At 52.4% G+C, this 24,997-nt stretch carries 24 protein-coding genes and 1 tRNA gene; 11 read left to right on the top strand and 14 right to left on the bottom strand.

The features are described from left to right. Window positions 1–103 precede the first annotated feature (103 nt). From Kalk_RS05475 to trmJ, 4 genes are all read right to left on the bottom strand, one after another. A complete protein-coding gene (locus tag Kalk_RS05475) occupies window positions 104–1,249 on the bottom strand; it encodes an IscS subfamily cysteine desulfurase (protein WP_101893246.1) in 1,146 nt (381 codons plus the stop codon). A gap of 92 nt (window positions 1,250–1,341) precedes the next feature. Further along, window positions 1,342–1,839: a Fe-S cluster assembly transcriptional regulator IscR gene (iscR, locus tag Kalk_RS05480; RefSeq protein WP_101893247.1), complete on the bottom strand. Its 498-nt coding sequence runs from the start codon at window positions 1,837–1,839 to the stop codon at window positions 1,342–1,344. A 78-nt stretch (window positions 1,840–1,917) separates the two neighbouring features. Continuing rightward, window positions 1,918–2,712 carry a serine O-acetyltransferase gene (cysE, locus tag Kalk_RS05485; protein WP_101893248.1) on the bottom strand — a complete coding sequence of 265 codons (795 nt, stop codon included), beginning with the start codon at window positions 2,710–2,712 and terminating at the stop codon, window positions 1,918–1,920. Window positions 2,713–2,722: 10 nt separating this feature from the next. Continuing rightward, window positions 2,723–3,496 carry a tRNA (cytosine(32)/uridine(32)-2'-O)-methyltransferase TrmJ gene (gene trmJ, locus Kalk_RS05490; RefSeq protein ID WP_101893249.1) on the bottom strand — a complete coding sequence of 258 codons (774 nt, stop codon included), beginning with the start codon at window positions 3,494–3,496 and terminating at the stop codon, window positions 2,723–2,725. A 165-nt stretch (window positions 3,497–3,661) separates the two neighbouring features. On the opposite strand from trmJ, the gene Kalk_RS05495 reads away from it, so the two are divergent. Together Kalk_RS05495 and Kalk_RS21165 are read left to right on the top strand one after the other, a co-directional pair. Continuing rightward, window positions 3,662–4,459, top strand: coding sequence for an inositol monophosphatase family protein (locus tag Kalk_RS05495; protein ID WP_101893250.1), 798 nt, complete (start codon window positions 3,662–3,664; stop codon window positions 4,457–4,459). A 64-nt stretch (window positions 4,460–4,523) separates the two neighbouring features. Further along, a complete protein-coding gene (locus tag Kalk_RS21165) occupies window positions 4,524–4,679 on the top strand; it encodes a hypothetical protein (RefSeq protein ID WP_158643322.1) in 156 nt (51 codons plus the stop codon). A gap of 74 nt (window positions 4,680–4,753) precedes the next feature. Here the strand turns inward: Kalk_RS21165 and secF are convergent, their stop codons facing one another. From secF to queA, 5 genes are all read right to left on the bottom strand, one after another. Further along, window positions 4,754–5,671 carry a protein translocase subunit SecF gene (gene secF / locus Kalk_RS05500; protein WP_101893251.1) on the bottom strand — a complete coding sequence of 306 codons (918 nt, stop codon included), beginning with the start codon at window positions 5,669–5,671 and terminating at the stop codon, window positions 4,754–4,756. A 9-nt stretch (window positions 5,672–5,680) separates the two neighbouring features. Next, on the bottom strand, window positions 5,681–7,546 hold the full coding sequence (secD, locus tag Kalk_RS05505) for a protein translocase subunit SecD (RefSeq protein WP_101893252.1): 1,866 nt from the start codon (window positions 7,544–7,546) through the stop codon (window positions 5,681–5,683). A 72-nt stretch (window positions 7,547–7,618) separates the two neighbouring features. Continuing rightward, the gene (yajC, locus tag Kalk_RS05510; RefSeq protein WP_101893253.1) at window positions 7,619–7,954 is read right to left on the bottom strand and encodes a preprotein translocase subunit YajC; all 336 of its coding nucleotides are present in this window, start codon (window positions 7,952–7,954) and stop codon (window positions 7,619–7,621) included. 21 nt (window positions 7,955–7,975) lie between these two features. Then, on the bottom strand, window positions 7,976–9,097 hold the full coding sequence (tgt, locus tag Kalk_RS05515) for a tRNA guanosine(34) transglycosylase Tgt (RefSeq protein ID WP_101893254.1): 1,122 nt from the start codon (window positions 9,095–9,097) through the stop codon (window positions 7,976–7,978). Between the two features lie 12 nt (window positions 9,098–9,109). Continuing rightward, entirely contained in the window at window positions 9,110–10,129 is a 1,020-nt protein-coding gene (gene queA / locus Kalk_RS05520) for a tRNA preQ1(34) S-adenosylmethionine ribosyltransferase-isomerase QueA (RefSeq protein ID WP_101893255.1), read from the bottom strand. Window positions 10,130–10,255: 126 nt separating this feature from the next. Between queA and Kalk_RS05525 the strand changes: the two genes are divergently transcribed. Next, a tRNA-Leu gene (locus Kalk_RS05525) sits at window positions 10,256–10,342 on the top strand. 14 nt (window positions 10,343–10,356) lie between these two features. Then, window positions 10,357–10,848 (top strand): RDD family protein, encoded by a 492-nt coding sequence (locus tag Kalk_RS05530; RefSeq protein ID WP_101893256.1) that lies wholly within the window; start codon window positions 10,357–10,359, stop codon window positions 10,846–10,848. Window positions 10,849–10,871: 23 nt separating this feature from the next. Here Kalk_RS05530 and lptG read toward each other — a convergent pair whose 3' ends face one another. Together lptG and lptF are read right to left on the bottom strand one after the other, a co-directional pair. After that, window positions 10,872–11,933, bottom strand: a complete 1,062-nt coding sequence (lptG, locus tag Kalk_RS05535) for an LPS export ABC transporter permease LptG (protein ID WP_101893257.1) — start codon at window positions 11,931–11,933, stop codon at window positions 10,872–10,874. Continuing rightward, window positions 11,930–13,054 (bottom strand): LPS export ABC transporter permease LptF, encoded by a 1,125-nt coding sequence (gene lptF / locus Kalk_RS05540; RefSeq protein WP_101893258.1) that lies wholly within the window; start codon window positions 13,052–13,054, stop codon window positions 11,930–11,932. Before lptF ends, lptG begins: the two co-directional genes overlap by 4 nt. Before the next feature lie 106 nt (window positions 13,055–13,160). Here lptF and Kalk_RS05545 point away from each other — a divergent pair, with 106 nt between their 5' ends. The 6 genes from Kalk_RS05545 (at window position 13,161) to Kalk_RS05570 (ending at window position 20,541) form a co-directional block, all read left to right on the top strand. Next, the gene (locus Kalk_RS05545) at window positions 13,161–14,654 is read left to right on the top strand and encodes a leucyl aminopeptidase (RefSeq protein ID WP_101893259.1); all 1,494 of its coding nucleotides are present in this window, start codon (window positions 13,161–13,163) and stop codon (window positions 14,652–14,654) included. Beyond that, complete coding sequence (locus Kalk_RS05550) at window positions 14,651–15,067, top strand: DNA polymerase III subunit chi (protein ID WP_101893260.1); 417 nt, start codon at window positions 14,651–14,653, stop codon at window positions 15,065–15,067. The genes Kalk_RS05545 and Kalk_RS05550 overlap by 4 nt, the downstream gene beginning before the upstream one ends. Window positions 15,068–15,083: 16 nt before the next feature. Then, entirely contained in the window at window positions 15,084–15,911 is an 828-nt protein-coding gene (locus Kalk_RS05555) for a hypothetical protein (protein WP_101893261.1), read from the top strand. 217 nt (window positions 15,912–16,128) lie between these two features. Next, window positions 16,129–18,981, top strand: coding sequence for a valine--tRNA ligase (locus Kalk_RS05560; RefSeq protein ID WP_101896223.1), 2,853 nt, complete (start codon window positions 16,129–16,131; stop codon window positions 18,979–18,981). Between the two features lie 17 nt (window positions 18,982–18,998). Further along, window positions 18,999–19,649 carry a rhombosortase gene (gene rrtA, locus Kalk_RS05565; protein ID WP_101893262.1) on the top strand — a complete coding sequence of 217 codons (651 nt, stop codon included), beginning with the start codon at window positions 18,999–19,001 and terminating at the stop codon, window positions 19,647–19,649. Then, complete coding sequence (locus tag Kalk_RS05570) at window positions 19,627–20,541, top strand: DUF1853 family protein (RefSeq protein ID WP_101893263.1); 915 nt, start codon at window positions 19,627–19,629, stop codon at window positions 20,539–20,541. The genes rrtA and Kalk_RS05570 overlap by 23 nt, the downstream gene beginning before the upstream one ends. A gap of 1 nt (window position 20,542) precedes the next feature. Here the strand turns inward: Kalk_RS05570 and Kalk_RS05575 are convergent, their stop codons facing one another. Next, window positions 20,543–22,432, bottom strand: a complete 1,890-nt coding sequence (locus tag Kalk_RS05575; protein WP_101893264.1) for a sensor domain-containing diguanylate cyclase — start codon at window positions 22,430–22,432, stop codon at window positions 20,543–20,545. Window positions 22,433–22,571: 139 nt separating this feature from the next. On the opposite strand from Kalk_RS05575, the gene Kalk_RS05580 reads away from it, so the two are divergent. After that, window positions 22,572–22,787, top strand: coding sequence for a DUF1653 domain-containing protein (locus Kalk_RS05580; RefSeq protein ID WP_101893265.1), 216 nt, complete (start codon window positions 22,572–22,574; stop codon window positions 22,785–22,787). 20 nt (window positions 22,788–22,807) lie between these two features. Here the strand turns inward: Kalk_RS05580 and Kalk_RS05585 are convergent, their stop codons facing one another. Both Kalk_RS05585 and Kalk_RS05590 read right to left on the bottom strand, forming a co-directional pair. Then, entirely contained in the window at window positions 22,808–23,977 is a 1,170-nt protein-coding gene (locus Kalk_RS05585) for a response regulator (protein WP_101893266.1), read from the bottom strand. A 126-nt stretch (window positions 23,978–24,103) separates the two neighbouring features. After that, a complete protein-coding gene (locus Kalk_RS05590; protein ID WP_101893267.1) occupies window positions 24,104–24,820 on the bottom strand; it encodes a TetR/AcrR family transcriptional regulator in 717 nt (238 codons plus the stop codon). Between the last annotated feature and the right edge of the window lie 177 nt (window positions 24,821–24,997).

A 24,997-nucleotide genomic window follows, 5' to 3' on the forward strand; every position in this document is an offset into this window, starting at 1 on the left:
AATATTTAAAAATCAATGGGTTATAAAAACTGGCCAATCTCCGCCACAGGCGGGGAAGGTGGAAAGCGGCGATTATACTCAGGTTTTACAACAATGAATACAATCAGCCTCGCAGACGGGTCACCGTCTCGGTAACCCGCTCGATGGCAAACTCAATATCATCTTCGCGGGTAAAACGGCCCAAGGAGAAACGCACCGAGGACAACGCCAACTGATCACGTAAGCCCAAGCTCTTCACCACATAGGAAGGTGCGACGGTGGCCGAGTTACAGGCACTGCCAGAAGACACCGCCAGATCGTTCAGCGCCATCATCAGGGATTCTCCGTCCACTGCATCAAACGCAATATTGAGAATGCCCGCTACCCGTTGCTGAGCGCAGCCATTCATATAGACCCCATCCAGAGCAGAGATTCCATGCCACAACCGCTGACGCATAGCACTCAAGCGTTCGGACTCCGCCACCATCAATTCGGCCGCCAGGCGAAACGCCTCCCCCATCCCCACGATCTGATGGGTGGCCAAAGTGCCGGAACGCATTCCGCGCTCATGACCGCCACCGTGAATTTGGGCCGCCACTTTGACCTGCGGATTACGCCTCACAAAGAGCGCCCCCATGCCTTTAGGGCCGTACACTTTATGGGATGACAGCGACATCAGATCAACCGGGGAATCAGACAGATTGATAGGCAGCTTGCCAGCACTTTGCGCTGCGTCCACATGAAACAACACACCACGATCACGGGTAATGCGGGCAATGGCATCAATATCGGTCACCGTACCCAGCTCATTATTCACCTGCATCAGTGACACCAGCACCGTACTATCTTGTATCGCATCCGCCACTTGCTCGGGGTGAATCAGCCCCCGATCATCAGGCTGTAAATACGTCACCCGATAGCCTTTACCCTCTAGATAGGCACAGGTATCCAACACCGCCTTATGCTCAATAACTGAGGTGATAATGTGATCGCCACGATCGGCATTGGCCGCCATCACACCTTTGATGGCAAGGTTGTCGGACTCAGTGGCGCCAGAAGTCCAGACGATCTCGCGAGACTCTGCACCGATTAACTCAGCCACCTGGCGCCGGGCCGCCTCGACCGCTTCTTCTGCCTGCCAACCGTAAATATGGGAGCGCGATGCCGGGTTGGCAAACACACCATCCAGCGTCAAATGACGGGCCATAATCTCCGCTACAGCGGGATCAACAGGGGTTGAGGCGGCATAATCGAGGTAAACGGGGCGCATTTCAGGCTCGAGAAGTAAAGAAACGGTGCGCAATTATAAGGCAGGCTGGGGGGCTCGGGCAAAACCGTTTACAGCGGCCTGCCCGACAGGAATCAGTTGATTTCGCTCATGGGCACACGATCCAGATCGCTACCCTTACTGTTACGCTCGCTTTGGTATTTGTCCTGACGATCCGCCACTCGACGCACTTCCTGGCGATCCACCAGGTTTTGCAGGCTGATTCCAGAAAGAAAATCATGCAGCTGATGACTCAGATCCTGCCAAAGATCATGGGTCAGGCACGTTTCGCCATCCTGACAGTCTCCATGCCCATTGCAGCGAGTAACATCGACCTTTTCATCAACAGCATCAATGATTTGCGCAACATAAAGCTCTTCACCCGGACGACTGAGGCGATAGCCTCCACCCGGACCACGCACACTGGAGACCAAGTCATTTTTACGCAACTTAGCGAACAACTGCTCCAGATAGGAGATGGAAATACCCTGGCGCTCAGATATATCCGCCAAGCTGACCGGGCCGGTTTTAGCGTGTAGGGCAAGGTCAAGCATGGCCGTCACCGCATAGCGACCTTTGGTAGTCAGTTTCATAAATCCGGGCCTCCGAAAGCACAACATGGGCACACAACAAACGCCCAACACAACCCCATTGTGCTATTTCCTACTAATTCAGTCAACTTTTGTCGCGGCAGCGGAATCCTTTGTCACTGATTCATTTTCGAACAGCTCATCGTGGATTTCCGGCAGAGATTTTCCGCAATCCGAGCCCATGGCTTCCAGCACTTTACTCATGGCCTTTACCTTCTCATCCACCGCATGCATATGATCCAGCATGTTGGCGATAGAATGGGCAATGGGGTCTGGCATATCCGGGGTCATACCGTAGGCATCGAAGCCCATTTTACTGGCCATGGCCTGGCGTTGCCGCTCTTTGAGGCAGTCCCCATCGCCATCCTTGCAGATAATACGCCCCGGAATACCCACCACGGTGGCTTCTGCCGGAACATCTTTATTCACCACGGCGTTGGAACCAACCCGTGCATTTTCACCCACGGTGATCGGCCCCAGCACCTTTGCACCGGCACCTACCACCACACCATTGGCCAGCGTGGGGTGACGCTTGCCTTTATTCCAGGTGGTGCCGCCCAGGGTAACACCGTGATACAGGGTTACATCGTCCCCCACCTCGGCGGTTTCGCCAATCACCACCCCCATGCCGTGATCAATGAAGAAACGACGACCAATGGTAGCGCCGGGATGAATTTCGATGCCGGTAAACCACCGCGAAAAGCTGGAAATACAACGCGCCAGCAGCTTGAACCCCATTTTCCATAACTTGTGGGCCAAACGATGCATCAACACTGCATGCAGGCCCGGGTAATTCAGCAGCACCTCCAGACTGTTGCGCGCCGCCGGATCACGGTGAAAAACGGATTGTATATCTTCGCGAATACCTTCGAACATGGGGCTTCCTTCATTCTCCCTTGAGGCGCTTTTGCACAGTGGATAGCACTCCACGCATCAGGTTCATTTCTAATCGATCCATACGCGTACGCATGAACAGACGACGGGCTCGAGTCATAAGCTGTTTGGGGTTATTGGGGTCGAAAAAGCCGATATCAAGCAGTGTTTCCTCAAAATGCTTCATAAAGCGCTCCATATCCTCTGCCGACACCAGCGGCTCATCCCAATCGGTTATCTCCAACGGCATAACCGGCTTTGCCGCGGGTGCCCCGCCGGTTTCTGCCTGTTGCTGAGCCAGCACTGCCATACGCATCTCATAACAGATCACCTGCACAGCAGCAGCCACATTCAACACTCCGTAAGATTCGTTACCCGGAATGCAAATGTGGTAGTGACAGCGTCGCAGCTCTTCATTAGTAAGACCAGCGTCTTCTCTGCCAAAAACAATGGCAATACTCGCACCTTCTGGCTCATTAAGGACAAACTGAGTGGCTTCCCGTGGCGTCATCAGGGGCCACGGTATGGTACGCATGCGGGCGCTGGCACCAAACACCATCTGACAATCCGCCAAAGCCTCATCCAGCGTAGGCACCACTCTGGCCTGGTACAGCACATCTGCTGCCCCGGCGGCTCGAGCCGTAGCCTTGGCAGTCGGGAACTCTTTAGGTTCCACCAGCACCAGATCGCTTATTCCCATGGTTTTCATGGCCCGCGCTGCAGCCCCAATATTGCCCGAGTCGCTGGTATTGACCATAACGATGCGGATTCGGTTAAGTAATTCCATAAGGTTTTCGCTAATCTTTGTTGAGTGTATGAAAAAGGGCACCGATGTTATCAGATTTTACTCAAGGTCGCGGATGCTTTCTGCTATCATTCGCGCCACAGAATTCTGTGCGCTCTTTAAACCCAACGTCTTTATACACCCTTAGCTTTAAAAGGTAGCTGACACATGCATCCGATGCTGAATACCGCCCTTGGCGTGGCCCGCACCACCGCAGAAATGATCTACAAAGCCTACGAGCAAGTAGAGTCCATCGAGGTGGAAGCAAAAGGCACCAACGATTTCGTCACCAAGGTGGATCGTGCCTCCGAAGAACGCATTATTGAAGGTCTGCGCAAGCGCTACCCCCAACACTGCTATCTGGGTGAAGAGAACGGCCTGATAGAAGGCACGGACAAAGACTATGTTTGGGTTATCGACCCCCTGGATGGCACCACCAACTTCATCCACGGCATTCCTCACTTTGCTATTTCAATTGCCCTGAAAGTACGCGGCCAACTGGAAGTCGCCGTGGTCATCAACCCGGTAACCAAAGATGAATTCACTGCCGCAAAAGGCCGTGGTGCCCACATGAATGGCCGCCGCATCCGGGTCAGCAAGCGCACCAAACTAGAAGGTTCACTATTGGCCACAGGCTTCCCCTTCCGCCCCAACCAAGCCAAAATCCTTAACAATTACATGGCTATGCTGCAGGACTTCACCCAATCCACCGCCGGCATTCGCCGCGCTGGCGCTGCCTCACTGGATCTAGCCTATGTTGCTGCCGGTCGCTACGACGGTTTCTGGGAATTCGGCCTGTCCGAGTGGGATATGGCAGCAGGCGCGCTGCTGATAACCGAGGCAGGCGGGCTAATCGGCGACCTAAACGGGGGCATGAATCATCTGAAAACCGGGGATGTGGTATGCGCGCCGCCTAAGTTGTTTAAGGCAATGTTGCAGACAATTCATCCACATATGCCGAAGTAGCAAATTTTCGCTATACTGAAGTCAACGCGGCTGCGTTTGGCCGTCCACTACGAGGGATTTCAGTATGAATTGGCAAGAAATCAAAACGTCGCTGACGGCCTTCTTTCAGTCTTTCGCGATGCCCTTTTTGCAGCAGAATGAGCCGGAGCTAAAACCGATCCCCATACAAGTGAGATCAGAGCAGATGGATCCACGCAGAGTGGAACAGCGCCGTTACTGATTTTTGCACTGTCTCTTCAGCAACAAAAAAGCCAGCATATGCTGGCTTTTTTGTTGCTTCAAATTAAACACGGATTAGGGCGTATCATCCAGCACCGTATCGTGATCCAGAAAGTCTTCGCGATTAATGTCCTGCACTAACAATAAATTGCTGGCCACATAGATTGATGAATAGGTACCGACAAAAATACCTACGATCAAAGCAACAGAGAACGCAAAAATCATCTCACCACCAAGCAATGCCAACGCCGCCAACACCAATAGGGTTGTAAACGATGTCATCAAGGTTCGACTCAAGGTCTGATTCAATGAATTATTGATAATCCCTTCCGGGGTTTCACCGCGATCCTTGCGAAAGTTTTCCCGCACGCGGTCAAACACAACGATCGTATCATTGAGCGAGTAACCAATCACCGCAAGGATCGCGGCTAACGCGGTCAGATCAAAGGTTAAGCGAGTCACCGAAAAGAACCCCATAGTGATAATCACATCGTGGAACAATGCAACCACCGCCCCCACCGCAAACTTGAAGCGGAAACGCAGCGTCACGTATATCAGCATCAAGCCCAAAGCGATAATAAGTGCGATCCCGCTTTTGTCCCGCAACTCTTCGCCCACTTGCGGGCCAACGAATTCCACTCGCTTCAACTTCACATCACTGGCGTGCGCTTTCAGCAACTCCAAGACGTTGGTTCCCACTTTATCCTTGTCTTCGCCATCTACCGGGGGCACTCGTACCAGCACTTCCTCAGGGCGACCAAAGTGTTGAACACTGGCATCAGAGTAAGCGCTGTTACGAAGCACTTCACGAATCGGTTCCAGTTGCGCAGCAGAATCATATTCCACTTCGATCTGTGTACCGCCGGTAAAATCCAAGCCCAGCTCCAGGAAGTTGACGCTAATGGAAACCAAAGAACCAATCACCAGAAGAATCGACATGGCACCCAGCAACTTGCGGGCACCCATAAAATTAAAGTTAGTTATTTTGCTCATGTCGGTCTCCTATATGCTCAACTTCTTCAACGCACGCCCACCGTAAATAAGATTCACGATAGCCCGCGTGCCAACAATGGCTGTGAACATGGAAGTGAGAATACCGATCGACAGCGTAACGGCAAAACCTTTCACCGGACCGGAACCAAACGCGAACAGCACCAGCCCAACCAGTAAGGTCGTGATGTTGGCATCCAGTATTGTCAAGAAGGCGCGATCGTAGCCTGCATTGATGGCGGCGTGCGGTGTTACCCCATTGGCCATCTCCTCACGAATTCGCGCAAATATAAGCACGTTGGCATCCACCGCCATACCCACCGTTAATACGATACCCGCCATACCGGGCAGCGACAGCGTTGCCCCAGGAATAATGGACATAAAGGCCACCAACAGCAGCAGGTTCAAAATCAACGCCACATTGGCGATAATACCGAACACCTTGTAATAGCCAATCATAAACAGCAGCACCAGGGCAAAACCAGCCACCAGCGAAGTCAGGCCCGCTTCTATATTCTGCTGACCCAAGCTGGGGCCAACCGTGCGTTCCTCCACAAAATACATGGGCGCGGCCAATGCACCAGCGCGCAACAACAGCGCCAGCTCTTTGGCTTCTGCGGGGCTATCCAGGCCGGTTATACGGAAACTGTTACCCAGTGAACTTTGGATGGTGGCCACGTTGATGACCTCACGAGTTTCTTTAGTGAAGACTTTCTCGACCTCTTTGCCATCCTCAATAATGACTCGCTTTTCAGGCTCCAGCTCAATGAACACTACCGCCATGGAATCCTTGATGTGCTTACTGGTGGTGCGCATCATGCGTTTACCACCCACACCATCGAGATCGATATTCACCTGCGCACGACCGTTTTCATCAAACCCGGTTCTGGCGTTAATCACACGCTCACCGGTTACGATCACATCCTTTTTCAGCAGCACTTGTCGGCCGGTGTCTCGCATGCTCAAAAACTCGGAGCCGGAGGGGGCACGGCGGGTAGACATTGGATCGTTTTCCCAATCCACCATGCGGAATTCCAGGTTGGCGGCCTTACCTATGATCTTTTTGGCACCCGCAGTATCCTGAATACCGGGCAACTGGATCACAATGCGATCAGCGCCCTGACGCTGCACCACCGGCTCCGCTACGCCCAGTTCGTTAACCCGGTTACGCAGGCTGGTAAGGTTTTGACTGATGGCATAATCCTTGATGTCTTTCATCGCCTGCTCAGACAGGGTTAACATCAAGGTGGTTTGATTATCTGCCGCATCTTCCTGCACCAGAAAATCTTTGAATTCTTTACGCAGAATACTACGGGCGCTTTCTACTTGCTCCTCTTTGGAGAAGGTCAGACGAATCTGGTTGCCTTCCAAAGAAGCCTGCTTGAAGCGCACTTTCTCTTCCCGCATGCGGTCGCGAATGCTGTTGTAGTTATTCTTAACCCGATTTTCGGTCGCTTTGGCCATATCCACTTCCATAAGGAAATGCACACCACCACGCAGATCAAGGCCTAGTTTGATTGGTGCCGCACCTAATGAAGCCAGCCACTCCGGTGTGTTGGGGGCCAGGTTCATAGCCACGACGTAGTCGCCCGCTACTGCATCCTGCACGACATCTTTAGCATTGATCTGATCATCAACGTTATCAAAGCGAATCAGGGCCGAGCCAGGTACAAGCTCGGATCGTTTAATGCTGATACCGGCTTTTTCCAGAGATTGAATGGCCCGATCCAGCACGTCCTGCTCGGTTTCTGCTCCGGCTTTTTTGGCCGTAATTTGCAGAGCCGGGTCATCGGGATATAGATTTGGCAGCGCGTAAATAACTCCGAACAGTGCTACAACCAGCACTAACAGATACTTCCACAGCGGGTACTTATTCATGGGGAAACCCTATTGTTTTTCTTGGTCGGTCCTGACGCGCCATCGTCCCTGACAGCGCTCACGATAGTCTAATCAGATGCTTTTCAGGGTGCCTTTTGGCAAGGTGGCAGTGATCGCCGCTTTCTGGAAGGAGATTTCGGTGTTGTTGGCCACTTCCACCACAACGTATTCCTCAGTTACCTTCACAACTTTCCCCATCATGCCACCAGAGACAACAACCTCATCCCCTTTGGCCAGGCCTTCCATCAGTGCCTTATGCTCTTTGTTGCGCTTGGACTGAGGGCGGATGATCATGAAATAGAAGATCGCGACCATGAAGATCATCATGCCCCAGAACGTCAAGGGATTGCCCTGTTGAGCGGCGGCGGCACCGGGTTCGGCCATTGCTTCAGCGATAAAGAAACTCATATTTACCTCAAGTTGATGACATTAATTGGATTCCAGCGGCGGAGCTGTTTCGCCCCGCTGCTCGTAGAACTCAGTTACAAAGCGCTCAAATGTACCCGTTTCAATGGCGCTGCGCAAACCAAGCATGAGCCGTTGGTAATAACGCAGATTATGAATGGTATTGAGCTGTGAGCTGAGTATTTCCTTGCACCGGTCCAGATGGTGCAAGTAAGCGCGACTGAAGTTCTGACAGGTGTAACAGTCACAGCCTTCCTCAAGTGGCCCGGTATCGGTCTTGTGGGCCGAATTGCGGATTTTGATGACACCCTTGGCGGTGAATAAATGACCATTGCGGGCGTTGCGAGTGGGCATTACGCAATCGAACATGTCCACACCCCGGCGCACCGCTTCCACGATATCCTCCGGCTTGCCCACCCCCATCAGGTACCTTGGACGATCGTTAGGCATATGAGGGCGCAGATAGTTCAACACGTTCAGCATTTCTTCTTTGGGCTCCCCAACGGACAAACCGCCGATGGCGTAACCATCAAAGCCGATTTCAGCCAGCCCGCTGAGTGACTCAAGACGCAGATGTTCATACATGCCGCCTTGCACAATGCCGAAAAGTGCAGAGGGATTGCCTTCGTGGGCGGCCTTGCTGCGTTTTGCCCAGCGCAGGGACAGCTCCATCGAGTCCCGAGCCTGCTGCTCGGTGGCGGGATACGGCGTACATTCGTCAAAAATCATGACAATGTCGGAGCCAAGATCTCTCTGCACCTGCATGGAGATTTCGGGTGTCAGGAAGACCGGGCTGCCGTCTACGGGGGATTGAAACTTGACGCCTTCTTCGGAGATCTTGCGCATTTTACCCAGGGAAAATACTTGAAATCCGCCAGAATCCGTCAAGATGGGCCCCTGCCACTGCATAAAGTCGTGCAAATCACCATGCTGTTTGATGATCTCAGTGCCCGGACGCAACATCAGGTGAAAGGTGTTGCCTAAGATGATGTGGGCACCGATGGCTTCGATATCCCGCGGCAACATGGCTTTTACGGAGCCGTAGGTACCTACCGGCATAAAGGCCGGGGTTTCCACTACGCCTCGATCAAATATCAACCTGCCACGGCGGGCACCTGCGTCGGTGCCAGTCAGTTCGAATTTCATTTAATGTCCCCGTTACAGTATCAGCATGGCGTCGCCATAACTGAAGAAGCGGTATTCCTGTTCCACCGCATGTTGGTAAGCACTTAGCACCGGCTCCCGCCCAGCCAGGGCGCTCACCAGCATGATTAGGGTGGATTCCGGCAGATGGAAGTTGGTCACCAGACCATCAATTACATTAAAGGTGTAGCCTGGATAGATAAATATGTCGGTTTCACCCGTGAAAGGTGCAATTTGGCCGGTTTCGCGAGCGGCGGTTTCCAGGCAACGTACCGAAGTGGTTCCTACGGCGATGACCCGCCCGCCCTCTGCTTTGGTCTGACGTACCTTAGCAACGGTATCGGCATCCACCTGTAGCCACTCAGAATGCATATTATGGTCACGGATGTCATCGGCTCGCACCGGTTGAAAGGTGCCTGCGCCCACATGCAGAGTCACGAAGGTCGTTGCCACCCCCTGACGCTTCAGCGTTTCCAGTAAGGCCTCATCAAAGTGCAAGCCTGCTGTGGGGGCCGCGACCGCGCCGGGGTTACTGGCGTACACGGTCTGGTAACGCTCCTGATCAAGGGATTCGTCAGCCCTGTCGATATAAGGGGGCAGCGGCATGTGGCCAACCTTCTGCAACCAATCCAGAAGCTCACCCTGCTGGGAGCGCAGCTGGAACAGGTCACCCTGACGCCCCTCCATCAACAGGCTGCCAGCCCCTTCTACCAATATTCGGCTACCGGGTTTGGGGGATTTACTGGCCCGCACATGTGCCAGGCAGCTGTCTGGCCCGGTGATCCGCTCCACCAGTACCTCCACTCTGCCACCGGTTTCCTTTTGTCCAAATACCCGCGCAGGAATCACCCGTGTATTGTTAAACACCAACAGATCCCCCGGCTTGAGCCAGCTCACCAAGTCGGTAAAACGCCGATCTTGCAACGTTCCTGCCTGTCGATCCATGCACAGCAAACGACTGCCGCTGCGCTGGGGCATGGGATAGCGGGCGATCAACCTCTCGGGGAGTTCGTAATGGAAATCAGTGCGTTTCATGGATACCAGGGTTACCGATGCGGCAAAAGGGCGGCGATTATAGCGTTTTATGCGTTTCTCTTAAATGGCTTGTTGACGCACAGAATTCCATTGTTATAATCCCCGCTCTCCAATACGAGACACCGTGCCTGGGTGGCGGAACTGGTAGACGCGCCGGATTCAAAATCCGGTTCTGGAAACAGAGTGAGAGTTCGATTCTCTCCCTAGGCACCATCTTAAAGATTCTCATGACCGACTCTTCCAAAACTTTTTCCTACGTAGATTACCCTTCAGCTGGATTGCTGCGACGTTTTGCGTCCATGGTATATGACGCCCTGATCGTGTTTGCGTTGTGGTTCCTGATCGCCCTTGTGTTTTTGGGTATCACCGGCGCGGAACACAGCAGCAAAGATCTACAGCGGACTCTGTTTCCGCTGCTGCTGACTGGCACCTTTTTGTTCTACTACTGGTTTTGGTCACACGGCGGGCAAACCCTGGGCATGCGCGCCTGGCGCCTGCAGGTAGTGGATGGCAACCTGGATGGCAGGCCCGTGAATTTAGCTCAGAGCCTGAGCCGGTTTCTAATGGCGATTCTATCGTTGGGTTGCTTTGGTTTGGGTTACTTCTGGCTGCTGATCAGCTCCAGTGGCGACACCTGGCACGATAGCTTATCCAATACACGCACCCTGGTGCTGCCCAAAGAAATCAATAAAAAAGTCGTGCCCGCCAAACGACACTGATCTGAACCATCAAATCCGAACCATCAAACCCGTTTCAGCAAATACACTCCCAGCAGGAAGCTCGCCACCAATGGCACAGCAGCGGCCAGGAACGGTGTGAGGTTGAAGATAATGGTGATGTGACCCAGCAACTGTTGAGCATAGTGGAACAACAACCCTACAATCACCCCCGCCATGATTCGCTGCCCCATAGTGACTGAACGCAACGGCCCAAACACAAAAGAAATAGCAATAAACACCATTACCAAGGTGGTGAATGGCTGCAGTATCTTCTTCCAAAACGAGAAGAAATAGGAAGAGCTCTCCAGCTCCTGAGAATCCAGATAGCTTGCGTATTGATACAGGCCGGTAATGGAGAGATAGTCAGGCTTCAATACCACCACCGACATAACTTGCGGCGTAATCGTGGTGTCCTCCCAGCGCATGGTTTGAAAATGCTCCGACTCGGTAGACTGATCGCTGATGCGGGTTTGACGCACCTTTTCCAGCACCCAGTGATCCCCCTGATAAATGGCCCGCTCTGAAAAGTCAGAACGTATCAGCACGTTGTCATCATCAAACAGAAAACGGGAAATCCCAAACATAACACCATTGGGTTGTACCACCTGGATATGGGTATACTGACCACCCTCCCGATACCAATATCCATCTCGCGATCCGATGCTTTCACCCAGATACAGGTTTCTGGCTTTTTCGGACTGAGCGAACTGCTCTGTCTGCGGCACGATAAACTGCCCCAGAATCATGCCCACCAACACCAGCCAGATGATCGGTCGAGTGGCGGCAAACACGATCCGCGCAATGGAAACCCCGGCAGCCCGAATAACCGTAAGCTCACTGGTATTGGCCAGTGTTCCCAGACCAATCAGACTGCCAATCAACGTGCCCACCGGCATAAATTCGTAAACCCGGCGAGGCAGCGTCAACAAGATATACATAAACGCTTCGAATGCCTGATAGTTTGATTTCAAATCATCCAGTTCGGCCAAAAATGCAAATGAAGCATCCAGACCAATCAACAGAAAAGACACCATCAGCACCGAAATTAAAACGGTTCGCCCAACGTACTGATCCAGCAACCTCATTGTGGTGTCACCATCATTCGATCCATTTTTCGCTTGGAGCGCGCCAATTGCAGTGTGGGCCAATAATTGAGAACAAAGCCCAGCGCCAGAAAGATTCCATGCACCCAGAAAATACCGACCTGTTCGGGAATGCGGCCTTTCACAACCGCGCCCTTCACCGCCATCATCAGGGAGAGGTAAGCCAAGTACAGCAAGATCGCAGGTAACATCTTCAGATAACGGCCCTGACGGGGGTTTACTTTGGCCAGCGGCACACTCATAAACACCACAACCAGCACCATGACCATGAGCGAAAATCGCCACTGCAATTCCACCCTCGCCTCAAGACTGCCGGCCTCCAGCAACTGAGCGGTAGTTTGATCTTCAATATCCGTGGAATCCGCTGAGATCAGTTTCTTTTCAAGTTTGACGGTATATTCACCGTAACTGGAGCGGCCATACTCAGTATTACCGGGATCGACCTCAAAGCGCTCACCGTCAGACATGACCAAATAGCGATTACCGCTGCGATCGATCCGATAGCGAGCCTCTGCGGCTCGCAGCAACACCACCTTGTCGTATTCTTCCACGCGATTTTCACGATCGTAATTAACAATAAACAGGTTACGCATCACCCCGGCATTGGAATCAATGTCCTCTACGTAGGTGACTGTGCTGCCGTCGGCAGTGGCGTGAAAACGACGCGGACTCAACACCTCCATGCCGGAGCGACGCTCTTGCTCCAACACCAGCTCATTGGCTTTTTGCGCACCCCAGGGTGCCAAATAGAAACTGAAAAAACCGATCGTGATCGACATGCAGACAGCCGGAATCATGGACAACGCCACCAGCCGCTTCTGACTGAAGCCACAAGCCTGCAGCACCACCATTTCGTTTTCCAGATACATGCGGCCATAGGAAAGCAAAATCCCAAGAAACAGCCCCAAAGGCAAAATCAGTTCCAGAAAATCAGGCAGACGATAGGCCATGATCAGAAACACAGCAGAGCCTTCGAGCTTACCGACGGCCGCCTGAGACAAATATTTCAGGAAACGGCTGGAAACCAGAATAAAGGTCAGCACCGAGCTCACCGCGAGGGTGGCCCAAAACAACTGGCGCGACAAATAACGATAAATAATCATGGAAAAGGCAGCGCATTCTCTGGAAAATAAGCACAATATTAGTTAAAGGTGATCTGGAACTCGGTCATTATCCAATAAACGCTTTCTTTTGTCTTGCGGGGTTTGCATGGACTTTAAAATCAAAAAAGCCACACCAGAGAAAACCAAAACCGATGCGCTGATACTGCCAGTGTTCGAAGGCAACGTATTGGGCAGCTGCGCGGATACGCTCAGTGAGGCAACCCGCGCGCACCTGCAGGACATGCTCGCGCACGGCGATATCAAGGGTAAAGCGGGCGACACCCTGATTCTGAACACGGTAACGGATACAACAGCCAAACGCATCGTGCTGATGGGGCTGGGCAAGGCCAATGAGCAAACCGAAGCCAGTTTACGCAAGGCATTGACGGCTGCAGCCAACGCGGTCAAAGGCACTGCTGCCAAAGATGCTGCTCTGGCCATGGATGATATTCAAGTTAAAGATCGCGACACCGAGTGGGCGGCCCGTCAAGTAGTCGAACAGTTTGAAAGCGCCATCTACACCTTCAACACCTTCAAAAGCAAAGCCAATCACAAACAGATCAGCCTGAAAAAACTCACTCTGCTGAGCAACGCTGACACCAAAGGTGCCGAACAAGGTGCCAAAATCGGCAAAGCCATTGCCAATGGCATGGGATACACACGGGATCTGGGTAATACACCTCCCAACGTATGCAACCCAACCTATCTGGCCCATGAAGCTAAAAAGCTGGCCAAAGAATGCAAAGCCTTGAGCACCACCGTGCTTGAGGAGAAAGACATGAAAGCCCTGGGCATGGGTGCATTATTGTCAGTCGGTAACGGCAGCGACACCCCGTCCAAGCTTATTGTTATGGAATACAAAGGCGGCCCCAAAGATCAGAAGCCCCATGTGCTGGTGGGTAAAGGCATTACCTTCGATACCGGCGGCATATCCCTGAAACCGGCGCCGGACATGGACGCCATGAAGTGGGACATGTGCGGTGCAGCCTCGGTATTCGGCACCATGCGCGCTATCATCGATATGGAATTGCCCATGAACGTGGTGGGCGTGGTGGCTGCCGCTGAGAACATGCCCAGCGGCAAGGCAACTCGCCCCGGCGACATCGTCACCACTATGTCCGGGCAAACCGTGGAGATTCTCAACACCGACGCAGAAGGTCGCCTAGTGCTCTGTGATGCCCTCACCTATGTAGAACGCTTCAAGCCTGCTTCGGTGGTGGATATCGCCACCCTGACCGGAGCCGTTATTGTGGCCCTGGGGCCCTTCGCATCGGGCATGATGAGTAATAACGAAGCAGTAGTGGAAGACCTCCAGGCCGCCGCCGACTACACCCAGGACAAGATCTGGCGTCTGCCGCTATGGGACGAATATCAGGCACTGCTGGACAGCCCCTTTGCCGACATGGGCAATATCGGCAACGCTGGCCCCAAGGCAGGCTCCATCACCGCCGCCTGTTTCTTATCCAGATTCACCAAGGCCTATCCCTGGGCTCACTTGGATGTCGCTGGCAGCGCCTTCAACGGCGGAGCCAATAAAGGTGCCACGGGCCGCCCGGTTCCACTGTTGACCGAGTACCTATTGCGCCAAGGCAAAGCATGACCCGGGTAGATTTTTACATTCTGCCAGAAGACAACACCATCTCGCCGTTGCTTTATACGGCGAGACTGGTGGAAAAGGCGTTTCGCCGTGGCCATGAAATCTATGTCCATACAGGCAGTGAAGATCAGACCCAGCAGCTCAGTGACTCCCTGTGGCAGCGGCCAGAATCCATTTTGGCCCACAGCACAGGCAACCTGGACGCCCAGCAGACAATTCATGTCTCCCACCACGGGGAGCCCGGGCAGCATGGGGACGTCATGATCAACCTCGCCGGCGTCATTCCACCTTTCTTTTCCCGTTTTGAACGCGTTGCCGAGATCGTACCGGGAAAACCCGAATCCCGTTCACAAAGTCGAGACAATTTCAGATATTACAAAGAAAGAGGCTATGCTTTAAAGACGCATAATATTTAGCTAATGGTAGTGTGATATGAGCCAGGGCGATCAAAATTCTCTTATAAACCAAGAAGATAAAGAAAAAATGCTGGACGATCTGGAATCCTTGAGCAGGATGCTGGATGACGAACAGGAAGACGAAGAAAACAGCCGTATCGTTCCGGAGGACATCCCGGTGCTGAAAAGCTTTGTGGACGACGTGCCCGTGCTGAATGAAACGCTGGATGAGGACGATGTGGATTACTCGCCTGATGAGCCAGCCGAACCGCCCACACTTCAGTCTACCGACTCTCTGGATCTCAACGCCGCTAATTTCCGCGCGACGCCGGTTAGCCGCCCCGTGTCTGCCGGTGCCAGTGGCCTGGATATGAGTTTTCTCGACAAAGATCCGCTGGATATCAGCGACCGGGTGCGAAACTACCGCAAACCCAATGCATCCAGTGCCACCCAACCTGCGGTGACAGAGCCAACCGCCAATGCTCAAGCCGTCAGCACGCCGTCGCAGAAAGCCGAGGACGTTACTCGCCCCCTGAACCGGTTTCAACCTTCTACCAGCTCGGAAAACCCGTTCTTGCCTCGATCGACTTTAGACAAGATTCGTGAAAACCACGCGTGGGAGCAGAACCGCAACGACGATAACGATGCCTCCGCCCAGTTACGCAAGCTACTGCAGGACAACCCCCTCAACAAAGTCACCTTTGATCCCAACTCAAAAGAGGTGCAGGCGCTACGCCAAAAGGCCAGCCAACTGGTAAATGACGTGATTCGGGCCAACATGCCCCGCCTGGAAGCCGAGCTGCGCATGAAGCTGGAGCAAGAGGTGGATAGAATGTTCAAAGAGATCAAGAAAAATCCCCGTTAGATCGGTATACTTGTCGACCCACCAGGTTTGGCACCCTGCAGCCGGTCGGCAAGACAACTTTCGACTCAAGAATCGCCGTGAACCCATCCCTGGGGGCTCGACAGCAGCATCCATGCTGCTGACGTTCTTGAGTCGAAAGTTGCCTTACCTCCCTTAGTTCAGTACCAAACCCGGTTCCTTATTCGATCGCAGTTTTAAGAAAGAGACACCGGTGACCATGGAAAAAACCTTCAACCCAAGCGACATTGAAACCCGCTGGTATCAAACCTGGGAAGAAAAAGGCTACTTTAAGCCTTCCGGCCAGGGGGATGCTTACACCATCATGATCCCTCCCCCCAACGTCACCGGCAGCCTGCACATGGGCCACGGCTTTAACAATGCCGTCATGGACTGCCTGATCCGCTATCGCCGCATGCAGGGCCGCAACACCCTGTGGCAGCCGGGCACCGACCACGCCGGTATCGCCACCCAAATGGTGGTAGAACGTCAATTAGCCGCGCAAGGCATCACCCGTCATGACTTGGGCCGCGAAGATTTCCTCAAAAAAGTCTGGGAGTGGAAAGAAGAATCCGGCGGCACCATCACCCGCCAGATCCGTCGACTGGGCTCGTCAGTAGACTGGAGCCGTGAGCGTTTCACCATGGACGACGGTCTCTCCAATGCTGTGAAAGAAGTCTTCGTACGCCTGCACGAAGAAGGCCTGATTTATCGCGGCAAGCGCCTGGTGAACTGGGATCCGAAACTGCACACCGCCATTTCCGATCTGGAAGTGGAAAACGTCGACCAGAAAGGCAGTATGTGGCATTTCCGCTACCCACTGGCCAATGGTGCCACCACCGCCGATGGCAAAGATTACATCATCGTCGCCACCACCCGCCCGGAAACCATGCTGGGCGATACCGCCGTGGCCGTGAACCCGAAAGACGAGCGCTACCAGGCCCTGATCGGCAAAACCCTGATCCTGCCCCTGGTGAACCGCGAAATTCCCATCATCGCTGATGATTATGTGGATATGGAATTCGGCACCGGCTGTGTGAAGATCACCCCGGCCCACGATTTTAACGACTATGAAGTAGGCAAGCGCCACAACCTGCCCCTGGTGAACGTGCTCACCATTGACGCCGCCATTCGCGATCAAGCCGAAGCCTTCAACTTCGACGGCACCGTCAACATGGAAGTCAGCACCGACATCCCCGACGTGTACCGAGGTGACGACCGCTTCGTGGCACGCAAGAAAGTAGTAGACGACCTGGATCAGCTGGGCCTGTTGGAAAAAATCGATGATCACGCCTTAAAGGTACCCAAAGGCGACCGCTCCGGCGTAGTGGTGGAACCCTTCCTCACGGATCAATGGTACGTGCGCGTTGCGCCGCTGGCGGACCCGGCCATCAAAGCCGTGGAAAACGGCGACATCCAATTCGTGCCCAAGCAATACGAAAACATGTACTTCGCCTGGATGCGCGACATTCAGGACTGGTGCATCTCCCGTCAATTGTGGTGGGGCCACCGCATTCCCGCCTGGTACGACAACGAAGGCAACGTCTTCGTCGGCCGTAATGAAGCGGAAGTGCGCGCCAAGCACAACCTGGCGGACGACATCGCCCTGCATCAGGATGAAGACGTGCTGGACACCTGGTTCAGCTCCGCTCTGTGGACCTTCTCCACTCTGGGCTGGCCCAACGACGAAGCCACCCTGAAAACCTTCCACTCCACCGATGTACTGGTCACCGGTTTCGACATCATCTTCTTCTGGGTAGCGCGCATGATCATGATGACCATGCACTTCGTCAAGAATGAAGACGGCACACCTCAAGTACCGTTTACAACTGTGTATGTGCACGGTTTGGTGCGGGACAGTGAAGGCCAGAAGATGTCCAAGTCCAAAGGCAACGTACTGGATCCACTGGACATCATCGACGGCATCGACCTGGAAACCCTGGTGGGCAAACGCACCACCGGCCTGATGAACCCCAAGGACGCATCGAAGATAGAAAAGCGCACCCGCAAGGAATTTGCCGACGGCATCGCCTCCTACGGCACCGATTCCATGCGCTTCACCTTCCTGTCCCTGGCCTCCACCGGCCGCGACATCAAATTCGACATCAACCGTCTGGAAGGCTACCGCAATTTCTGCAATAAACTGTGGAACGCCAGCCGCTACGTGATGATGAACACCGAAGATCAGGACTGCGGCATCGGTGGCGGCGAAGTGGAACTGAGTCTGGCGGATCGCTGGATCATTTCCCAGCTGCAGAAAACAGAACAGCAGGTCAGCAAAGCACTGGACGAATTCCGCTTCGACCATGCCTCGCAGGCACTCTACGAATTCATCTGGAACGAATACTGCGACTGGTATCTGGAACTGTCCAAACCGGTATTGAACGGTGACAGCAGCAGTGACGCCGCCAAGCGTGGCACCCGCCGCACCTTGTTGCGGGTACTCGAAGCCATCCTGCGCATGGCGCATCCCTTTATGCCCTACATCACCGAAGAGATCTGGCAACAGATCGGCCCCATGGCCGGTGCCGAAGGGGACACCATTATGCTGCAGCCCTATCCGGCAGCCGAAGCTGACAAGATCGATGCCCAGGCGGATACCGACATCGAGTGGCTGAAAGGCGTCATCGTCGCTATTCGTAATGTCCGTGGTGAAATGAACATTTCCCCCGCCAAGCAATTGCCGGTGCTGTTGCAAAAAGGCAACGCCGAAGATGAACGCCGCTACAAAGCCTACACTGGCTTCCTGAAATCCTTGGCCAAGCTGGAAAGCCTCACTTGGCTGCCCCCGCAAGACGAAGCGCCCATGTCCGCCATTCAGCTGGTGGGCGACATGCAGGTACTGGTGCCCATGGCAGGCTTGATCGATAAAGATGCCGAAATTACCCGACTGCAGAAAGAAATCGACAAGCGCGATCAGGAGATCAAGCGAGTAGAAGGCAAGCTGAGCAATCCCAAATTTGTGGATCGCGCCCCTGCCGACGTGGTGGAAAAGGAAAAACAAAAGATCGCCGAACATCAGGCTGCACTCAATGAGCTGCAAACCCAGATGGACAAGATCAAGGCGCTATAACACAGGTGAACAACTGAATGACCGACATCAACCACGCCCAGGAAATCGCCGCCCGCAAAAACTTTGACGAGTTTTTTCGCCAGTGGTGGTTTTCTGTGGTGGTGATGATCGTAATCTGCCTCACCACCCTGCTACCGGATCACATCATTCACAGTCTGGCCTTGGTGCACGATCACATCAGCAATGGCGAGCTCTGGCGCATTGTCACCAGTCAGTTCGTGCACCTTGGGTTTAACCACACCGTGCTCAACCTGGTCGGCTATCTGATCGTCTCTGCCAGCTTCCGGGAAGACGTGCCCCCGAAAGAGGAAATGTTCGCCTTATTGGCCAGCGTTTTGGGTGTGGGCATTGGCATTTATCTGTTCAACCCGGAAATCAGCTGGTACGTAGGATTATCCGGAGCCATATACGGCATCCTCACCCACTACCTGATCATTGGCTGGCGTCGCAGCGCCATCCTGTCCGCGTTCTTTGGCGTATTTCTCCTGGGTAAGTTTTACTACGAACAATTCGTGGCAGGGCCTGATACCGTTACCGCCGGCATCATCGGCGGTGCCGTGGCCATCGACAGCCACCTGTACGGTGCACTAACTGGTTTGGTCACCGGCACGCTTTCATTAATGTGGTTTCACAAAGAAAAGAATAATGGAACTGCAGGCAACGCTTAAGCAATTTCACACAGCCGACGTACAAGATCTGGCCTGGGCTTTACTGAGCCCAAGCCTGATGAAAACCACCGACCACTCACAGCATTGCTCTGAGGCATTTTATCAGCAGGCATTTAACGACATCCTGCCGCACCTCATCCAGCTGGATCAGCACCCCAAACCCTTACAGGATCACCTGGAACGCACCACCAGCCATCGCCTCGGCCCCCATTTCGAGCGATTGTGGCTATATTGGCTGCGGCACAATTCGCGCTATGAATGCCTGGCCCACAACGTGCAAATTCAGGAGGAAGGCAAAACCCTGGGCGAGTTCGATATGATCGTGCAAGATAAAAACAGCGGTGAAATTGAACACTGGGAGCTGGCGATTAAATTCTATTTGGGAATACCGCCCCTCAACAACGAAACCCATTGGCTTGGTCCCCACCAAAAGGATCGGTTGGATCTTAAGTTTCATCATCTAGTCGAAAAGCAACTAAAATTGTCAACGCTTGCACTGGCCAGAAAATACTGTGAGCAACAAGGTTGGAAAATTACGCGCTCCAGACTGATCAGCAAAGGCCGCCTGTTTTATCCCCTTAATGCAGAGCGAACCCACCCTGGCAACATTGAAAAACACCACCTCATCGGACACTGGATGACTGAATCAGACTTCCGGCTTCACTTTGCCAGAGCACAACAGGCGAAATTTCACTGGCTCGACAAAGATGAATGGATGGTGCTGCGAAACCGACCGGCAACATCTTTTACCCACATCGACGAACGCCTGCAAAAACAACGTTACCCCCACCCGGTACAGCTGTTGGTAACCGACTGGCACGAACAACCTATACGACTCTTTATTGTTCCGGAAAACTGGCTGGATCGGGCAATGGCAATCCTCGCGCAATAACTCAGCTGCTCATCGCTGCAAACTTAACACGGTTGCCACCATCATTTTTGGCAACATAGACTGCACTCTCAGCCGACATCAAAAGCTCTCTGTATTGATCGGGCCGGAAAGGCATCACAGCAGACACACCAACACTGACAGAAGCATCAACTTTAGCCACACCGAAATCAAAGGGTTGCGCTGCAACAGCCGCCACAATCTTATCCGCTATGTACTGCGCCCCTTTTTCATCCGTACCGGGTAAGATCACACCAAATACTTTATCACCGTAGCGAGTAATGCAGTCAGCAGGTCTGGAAATCAACCGTTCAAGGATTGAAGCCACATTCTTGAGGCACTCATCGGATGCAACCGCACCATAATCAGCCAGAATGTCACGATAACAATCGAGTTCAACCACAATCAGCGACAACACCTCCCCCTCCCGATAAGAACGATCCCACTCTTTACTGAGATTAACCAGAAAGCTGTTTTCATTTCCCACCCCAGTCACCGAGTCAACCTGATTAAGTTGCTCCAAACGGCGGTTCATCTGAGACAATTCGGACAATGCCTTATGCAGGTCACGAGTACGCTCCCTAACATTACGCTCAAGCTGTTCCGAATTCATTTTCTCCAGCTCCAATGCGTGCTCCTTGGCTAACAACGCTGTACGCTCCATCTCCCGTGCATGAAATTCCAATTCCTGACGCTTCAGGCGTTCAATCTTGATCCGTCCAGCCAATGCGAAAGCCAGCAATCCCAGCTCAATCACAGTGCCGACCTCAGCCCCGTGCTCGGTCACCATATTACGAGGAATCCAACCCAATTTATTCAATGCCAAGAGCAAAGCCCCCACCAAAAAGGCGAACCATGCAATAGAAAAGAAGCGGGCATCACTGCGACCTTTCATCCAGGTTAACCAACCGCCCAACACAGCAAGCACTGTTGCGGGGATAACCAACATCACTCCGAAGCGAATTGTCCAGAACTCATCCATAAAGGGAACCGAACAAAGCGTCAACAATGAAAGCGCTGTCAACAAGCTGTAGCTCTTGAATATCCACTGCATGTTCTTGCGCATTTCGAGAAAACTATTAACAAACAAAAAACTGGATATCAGACAGGCATGAAGCAATACACCGGTCGCCTTGTTCTGCCACCAGACCTCCTTAGGCCACAAAAACTGGTAGGCAAACCCCTGCTCCACGAACTGAAACAGGCCTATGCAGAAGGTGAATAACACATAAAATAGATAGGTGTTTTCCCTGGTTGATATATAAAGAAACAGGTTGTAAAACCCCATCACCATTACAAAGCCGAAAAACAGGCCATGGGACAGCACCGAAACCACCTCATACTCAAGCAACGCCTTCGCATTCATTATTTTCGCAGGCATCTGCATGGCGTAGGGGCCCTGCATTTTTACATAAATTATCTGGTTATCGCCGGTTTCAATTCTAAAAGGAACTATAAAATTGCGATGCAAAACCGGTCGGGCAGAAAACTCGAATCGCTCGCCCAACTGAAAGATTTCAGTTACCTCACCGCCTGCGACAAAAAATATATCCAAATCACGGATCAGCGGATAATCAATAACCAAATTCCACATTGTCTCTGTGGCACCATTGGTTAACGGCATTCGAAACCAAACCGGCTCCATCCGATAACCCAGATTGGGCACCTCCGCCGTCGAATCAGCCCAACTTACGGACTCGCTCTTCAGCAACGAATAAATAGAATGCATTCCATTCTGATCTATCCACCACTGCATGTGCTCCCCCGCAACAACCACGGGCTTATCATCGCGCAGCTGCAACTCACCCTCGCCCCCCCAAGACAGGCCAGACCATACCAACAGAAAACAGGCTAACAAAAGTTTGATGCGCACCAAAAGCAACAGTCCCCACATTGCTATCTTGATTAAAACCCGCTTAATACTATCAAGAATCGTTAAAACAAAGAAAACCCGATCTAAGTTATACAGTAATATTCTTGCCAGCGGCAGCCATTCGTGATTCCATCAACACCTCACTCTCAACCAAGGCTTCATCGTGATAAAAAACGGACGTTACAGGCACTACAAAGGCAATGACTACGAAGTGATTGGCGTGGCAAGGCACAGTGAAACCGAAGAAGCCATGGTTGTGTACCGTACACTTTATGGGGATTACGATCTTTGGGTGCGCCCCCTCTCGATGTTTACGGAAACCATAGAATGGGGTGGCGAGTCATTACCCCGCTTTCAGTTCGTCGGCCCAGTGTAGCCCTGACAAACTGCAGGCAATCAAAGCTTGTTCAATACAGATTTCATATCCTCAACAGAAGCCTGCTTATCCGAATTAAGTGTCCCATTCAGGTATTCGATTAATTTGCGGAAACTTTCATCAATCTTTATACCTTCGTTAAACAACTCGCTGATATTGGTGACGCCCGCCTGCATAATATTGGAAAACGTCTGTTCCTGATCCTCCGTTAAATCCAGGAACATAATCGACTCATCTACCCGCATAGCCATGTCTTCCACCAAATCAGCACAACGACGCATAATCTCCTGATAGCGAAGATCCACCTTTGCCATTACCTGCTGAGTTTTAGTCGCCATGCCCCGCATTACATCGCGTTCCATCTCCAACATGCGGCCGCTATCAATAGATTTAACCCTGGCATCGGTACCTTGCAGCAATGCAAACACGTTATCTTTAACCGTGCCAAAACGCTTCTCGTCTTCAGGCATGTTTTTAACCAGCAACGACACCTGTCCGTAGTTCATTACACAACGATTACCAAAGTCTACATAGCGCCCACGATCTTTCAATTCCCACAGTAGGCGACTCTCCAAGTCCTTGGCCAGCCCATTCTCTTCACTGTTTTTTTGCTCAAACGCACTTCTTAACTGCAGACTACAGCTCAGTTGATAATGAGACAGCGTACGAAACAACAACATGGCCAGCTCATCAAGGTTGTTGCATTCATGGCAATGCACCAGAAACTGGATGTTAACGCCAAGATCGCTGGTATCAGACATGGCACTGAAGGCCATTTCATTGGCTTGTTTTAGGCGGCTTTTCAGCTGGCGGTTAGCGATAGTGTGAAATACTGCTTTATTCAGGCGCGCAAGCAGATCCCCTATGGGCATACCGTCGTCCACGATATCGTCTGCACCTGCATCAAAAAACGACATCGCATCCAACGGCCTAACGGCCGAGCTATAAATAATAATGGGGACATCTTCGAAACTATCGTGCTGCTTAAGGCGCTTGCACACCTCTGCACTGCCATTGTCCGGTGATTCGACCATATCCACGATCAAGAGCACCATCTCTCCATCCTCGCAAAACAACGTATCGGGGGAGGAACCAACCACTACCCTGAAATTCTGGCCCAACAGCTCCGCCAGCGGGCTGTTACCGGTTGCACTGAAAATTGACGCGACTTTGAGATTACTCTGCGACACTGCGGCCTCCTGCCTGGAATTCAACGTATAAACACGGTACTTGCCATGAGATGCCTGATCGGAAAAGTATCAGGCACCCACTTTCGAGTTTAGTCCGAAATCACAGGTGTCGCAGAATTTTTGGGGTTATTCCTTGAGCGGCATCTTGGGCAATGAATCCAATTGTTCGGCGTCAGAAGCAGCCACCCGGGCGCTAATGGCGCGCATCACTGCCTTGTATTGCGCAACTTCAGCCTGATCACAGGGCAGATTGGATAACAAGTTCATGGAGGCACTCTCCATCATCCAAATCAACGAGTAATAGACCTTAGGGTCCAGATGAACCCCTTCTATCTCGTAATACTTGTCATCAAACAGCTCAACAATGTGTGCCAACAGCGTCTCACGATGGGATGCCAGCGGAGACCCCACACGGCGAGCCTCTTCCGTCATCATCCGCACCAACGGCCCAAGATGCGTATGGTAATCAAAATAAACCTCAACGCACTCGACAATGAACTCACTCATTGACTTGGCATCTTTGCGTACGGCCTTGAATCGTACAACCAGCAATTCAGCAGCAACCTGATAGATGCTCTCAAGAACATCTACCTTATTTTTGAAGTACTTATAAAACGTCCGACGAGAAATGTTCGCCGCATCCAATAAGTCCTGAACCGTAGTGTCTTCTATTCCCTTGCTGGTAAACACGCCGATCGAATTAAACAGAACATCCGCTTTTGCGCCTTGACCAGGAACCGGGAAATTAAACTGCTCCTTGGCCTGCCCAAGCTCTCTCTGTGTTGCTTTCAGAAGAACATCCACCAGTGATAAATCTTCTGACTGCTGTACCTGTTGTTCCATTGCTAAACTTCCCCCAACTACTACTTAACGAAACGGGTTTTGCTAACCATTTTAGGCTGAATTTTAAGCCATTGATAGAGCGATCATAATACTCTTATAAACACAAAAAATACACTTTGTATATACAGGCAGGAAAGGCGCCCTAAAAAAATGAAATCACATATCCCTATTTTTAAG

It is taken from the genome of Ketobacter alkanivorans (assembly GCF_002863865.1).
GTDB classification, from domain to species: Bacteria; Pseudomonadota; Gammaproteobacteria; order Pseudomonadales; family Ketobacteraceae; genus Ketobacter; species Ketobacter alkanivorans.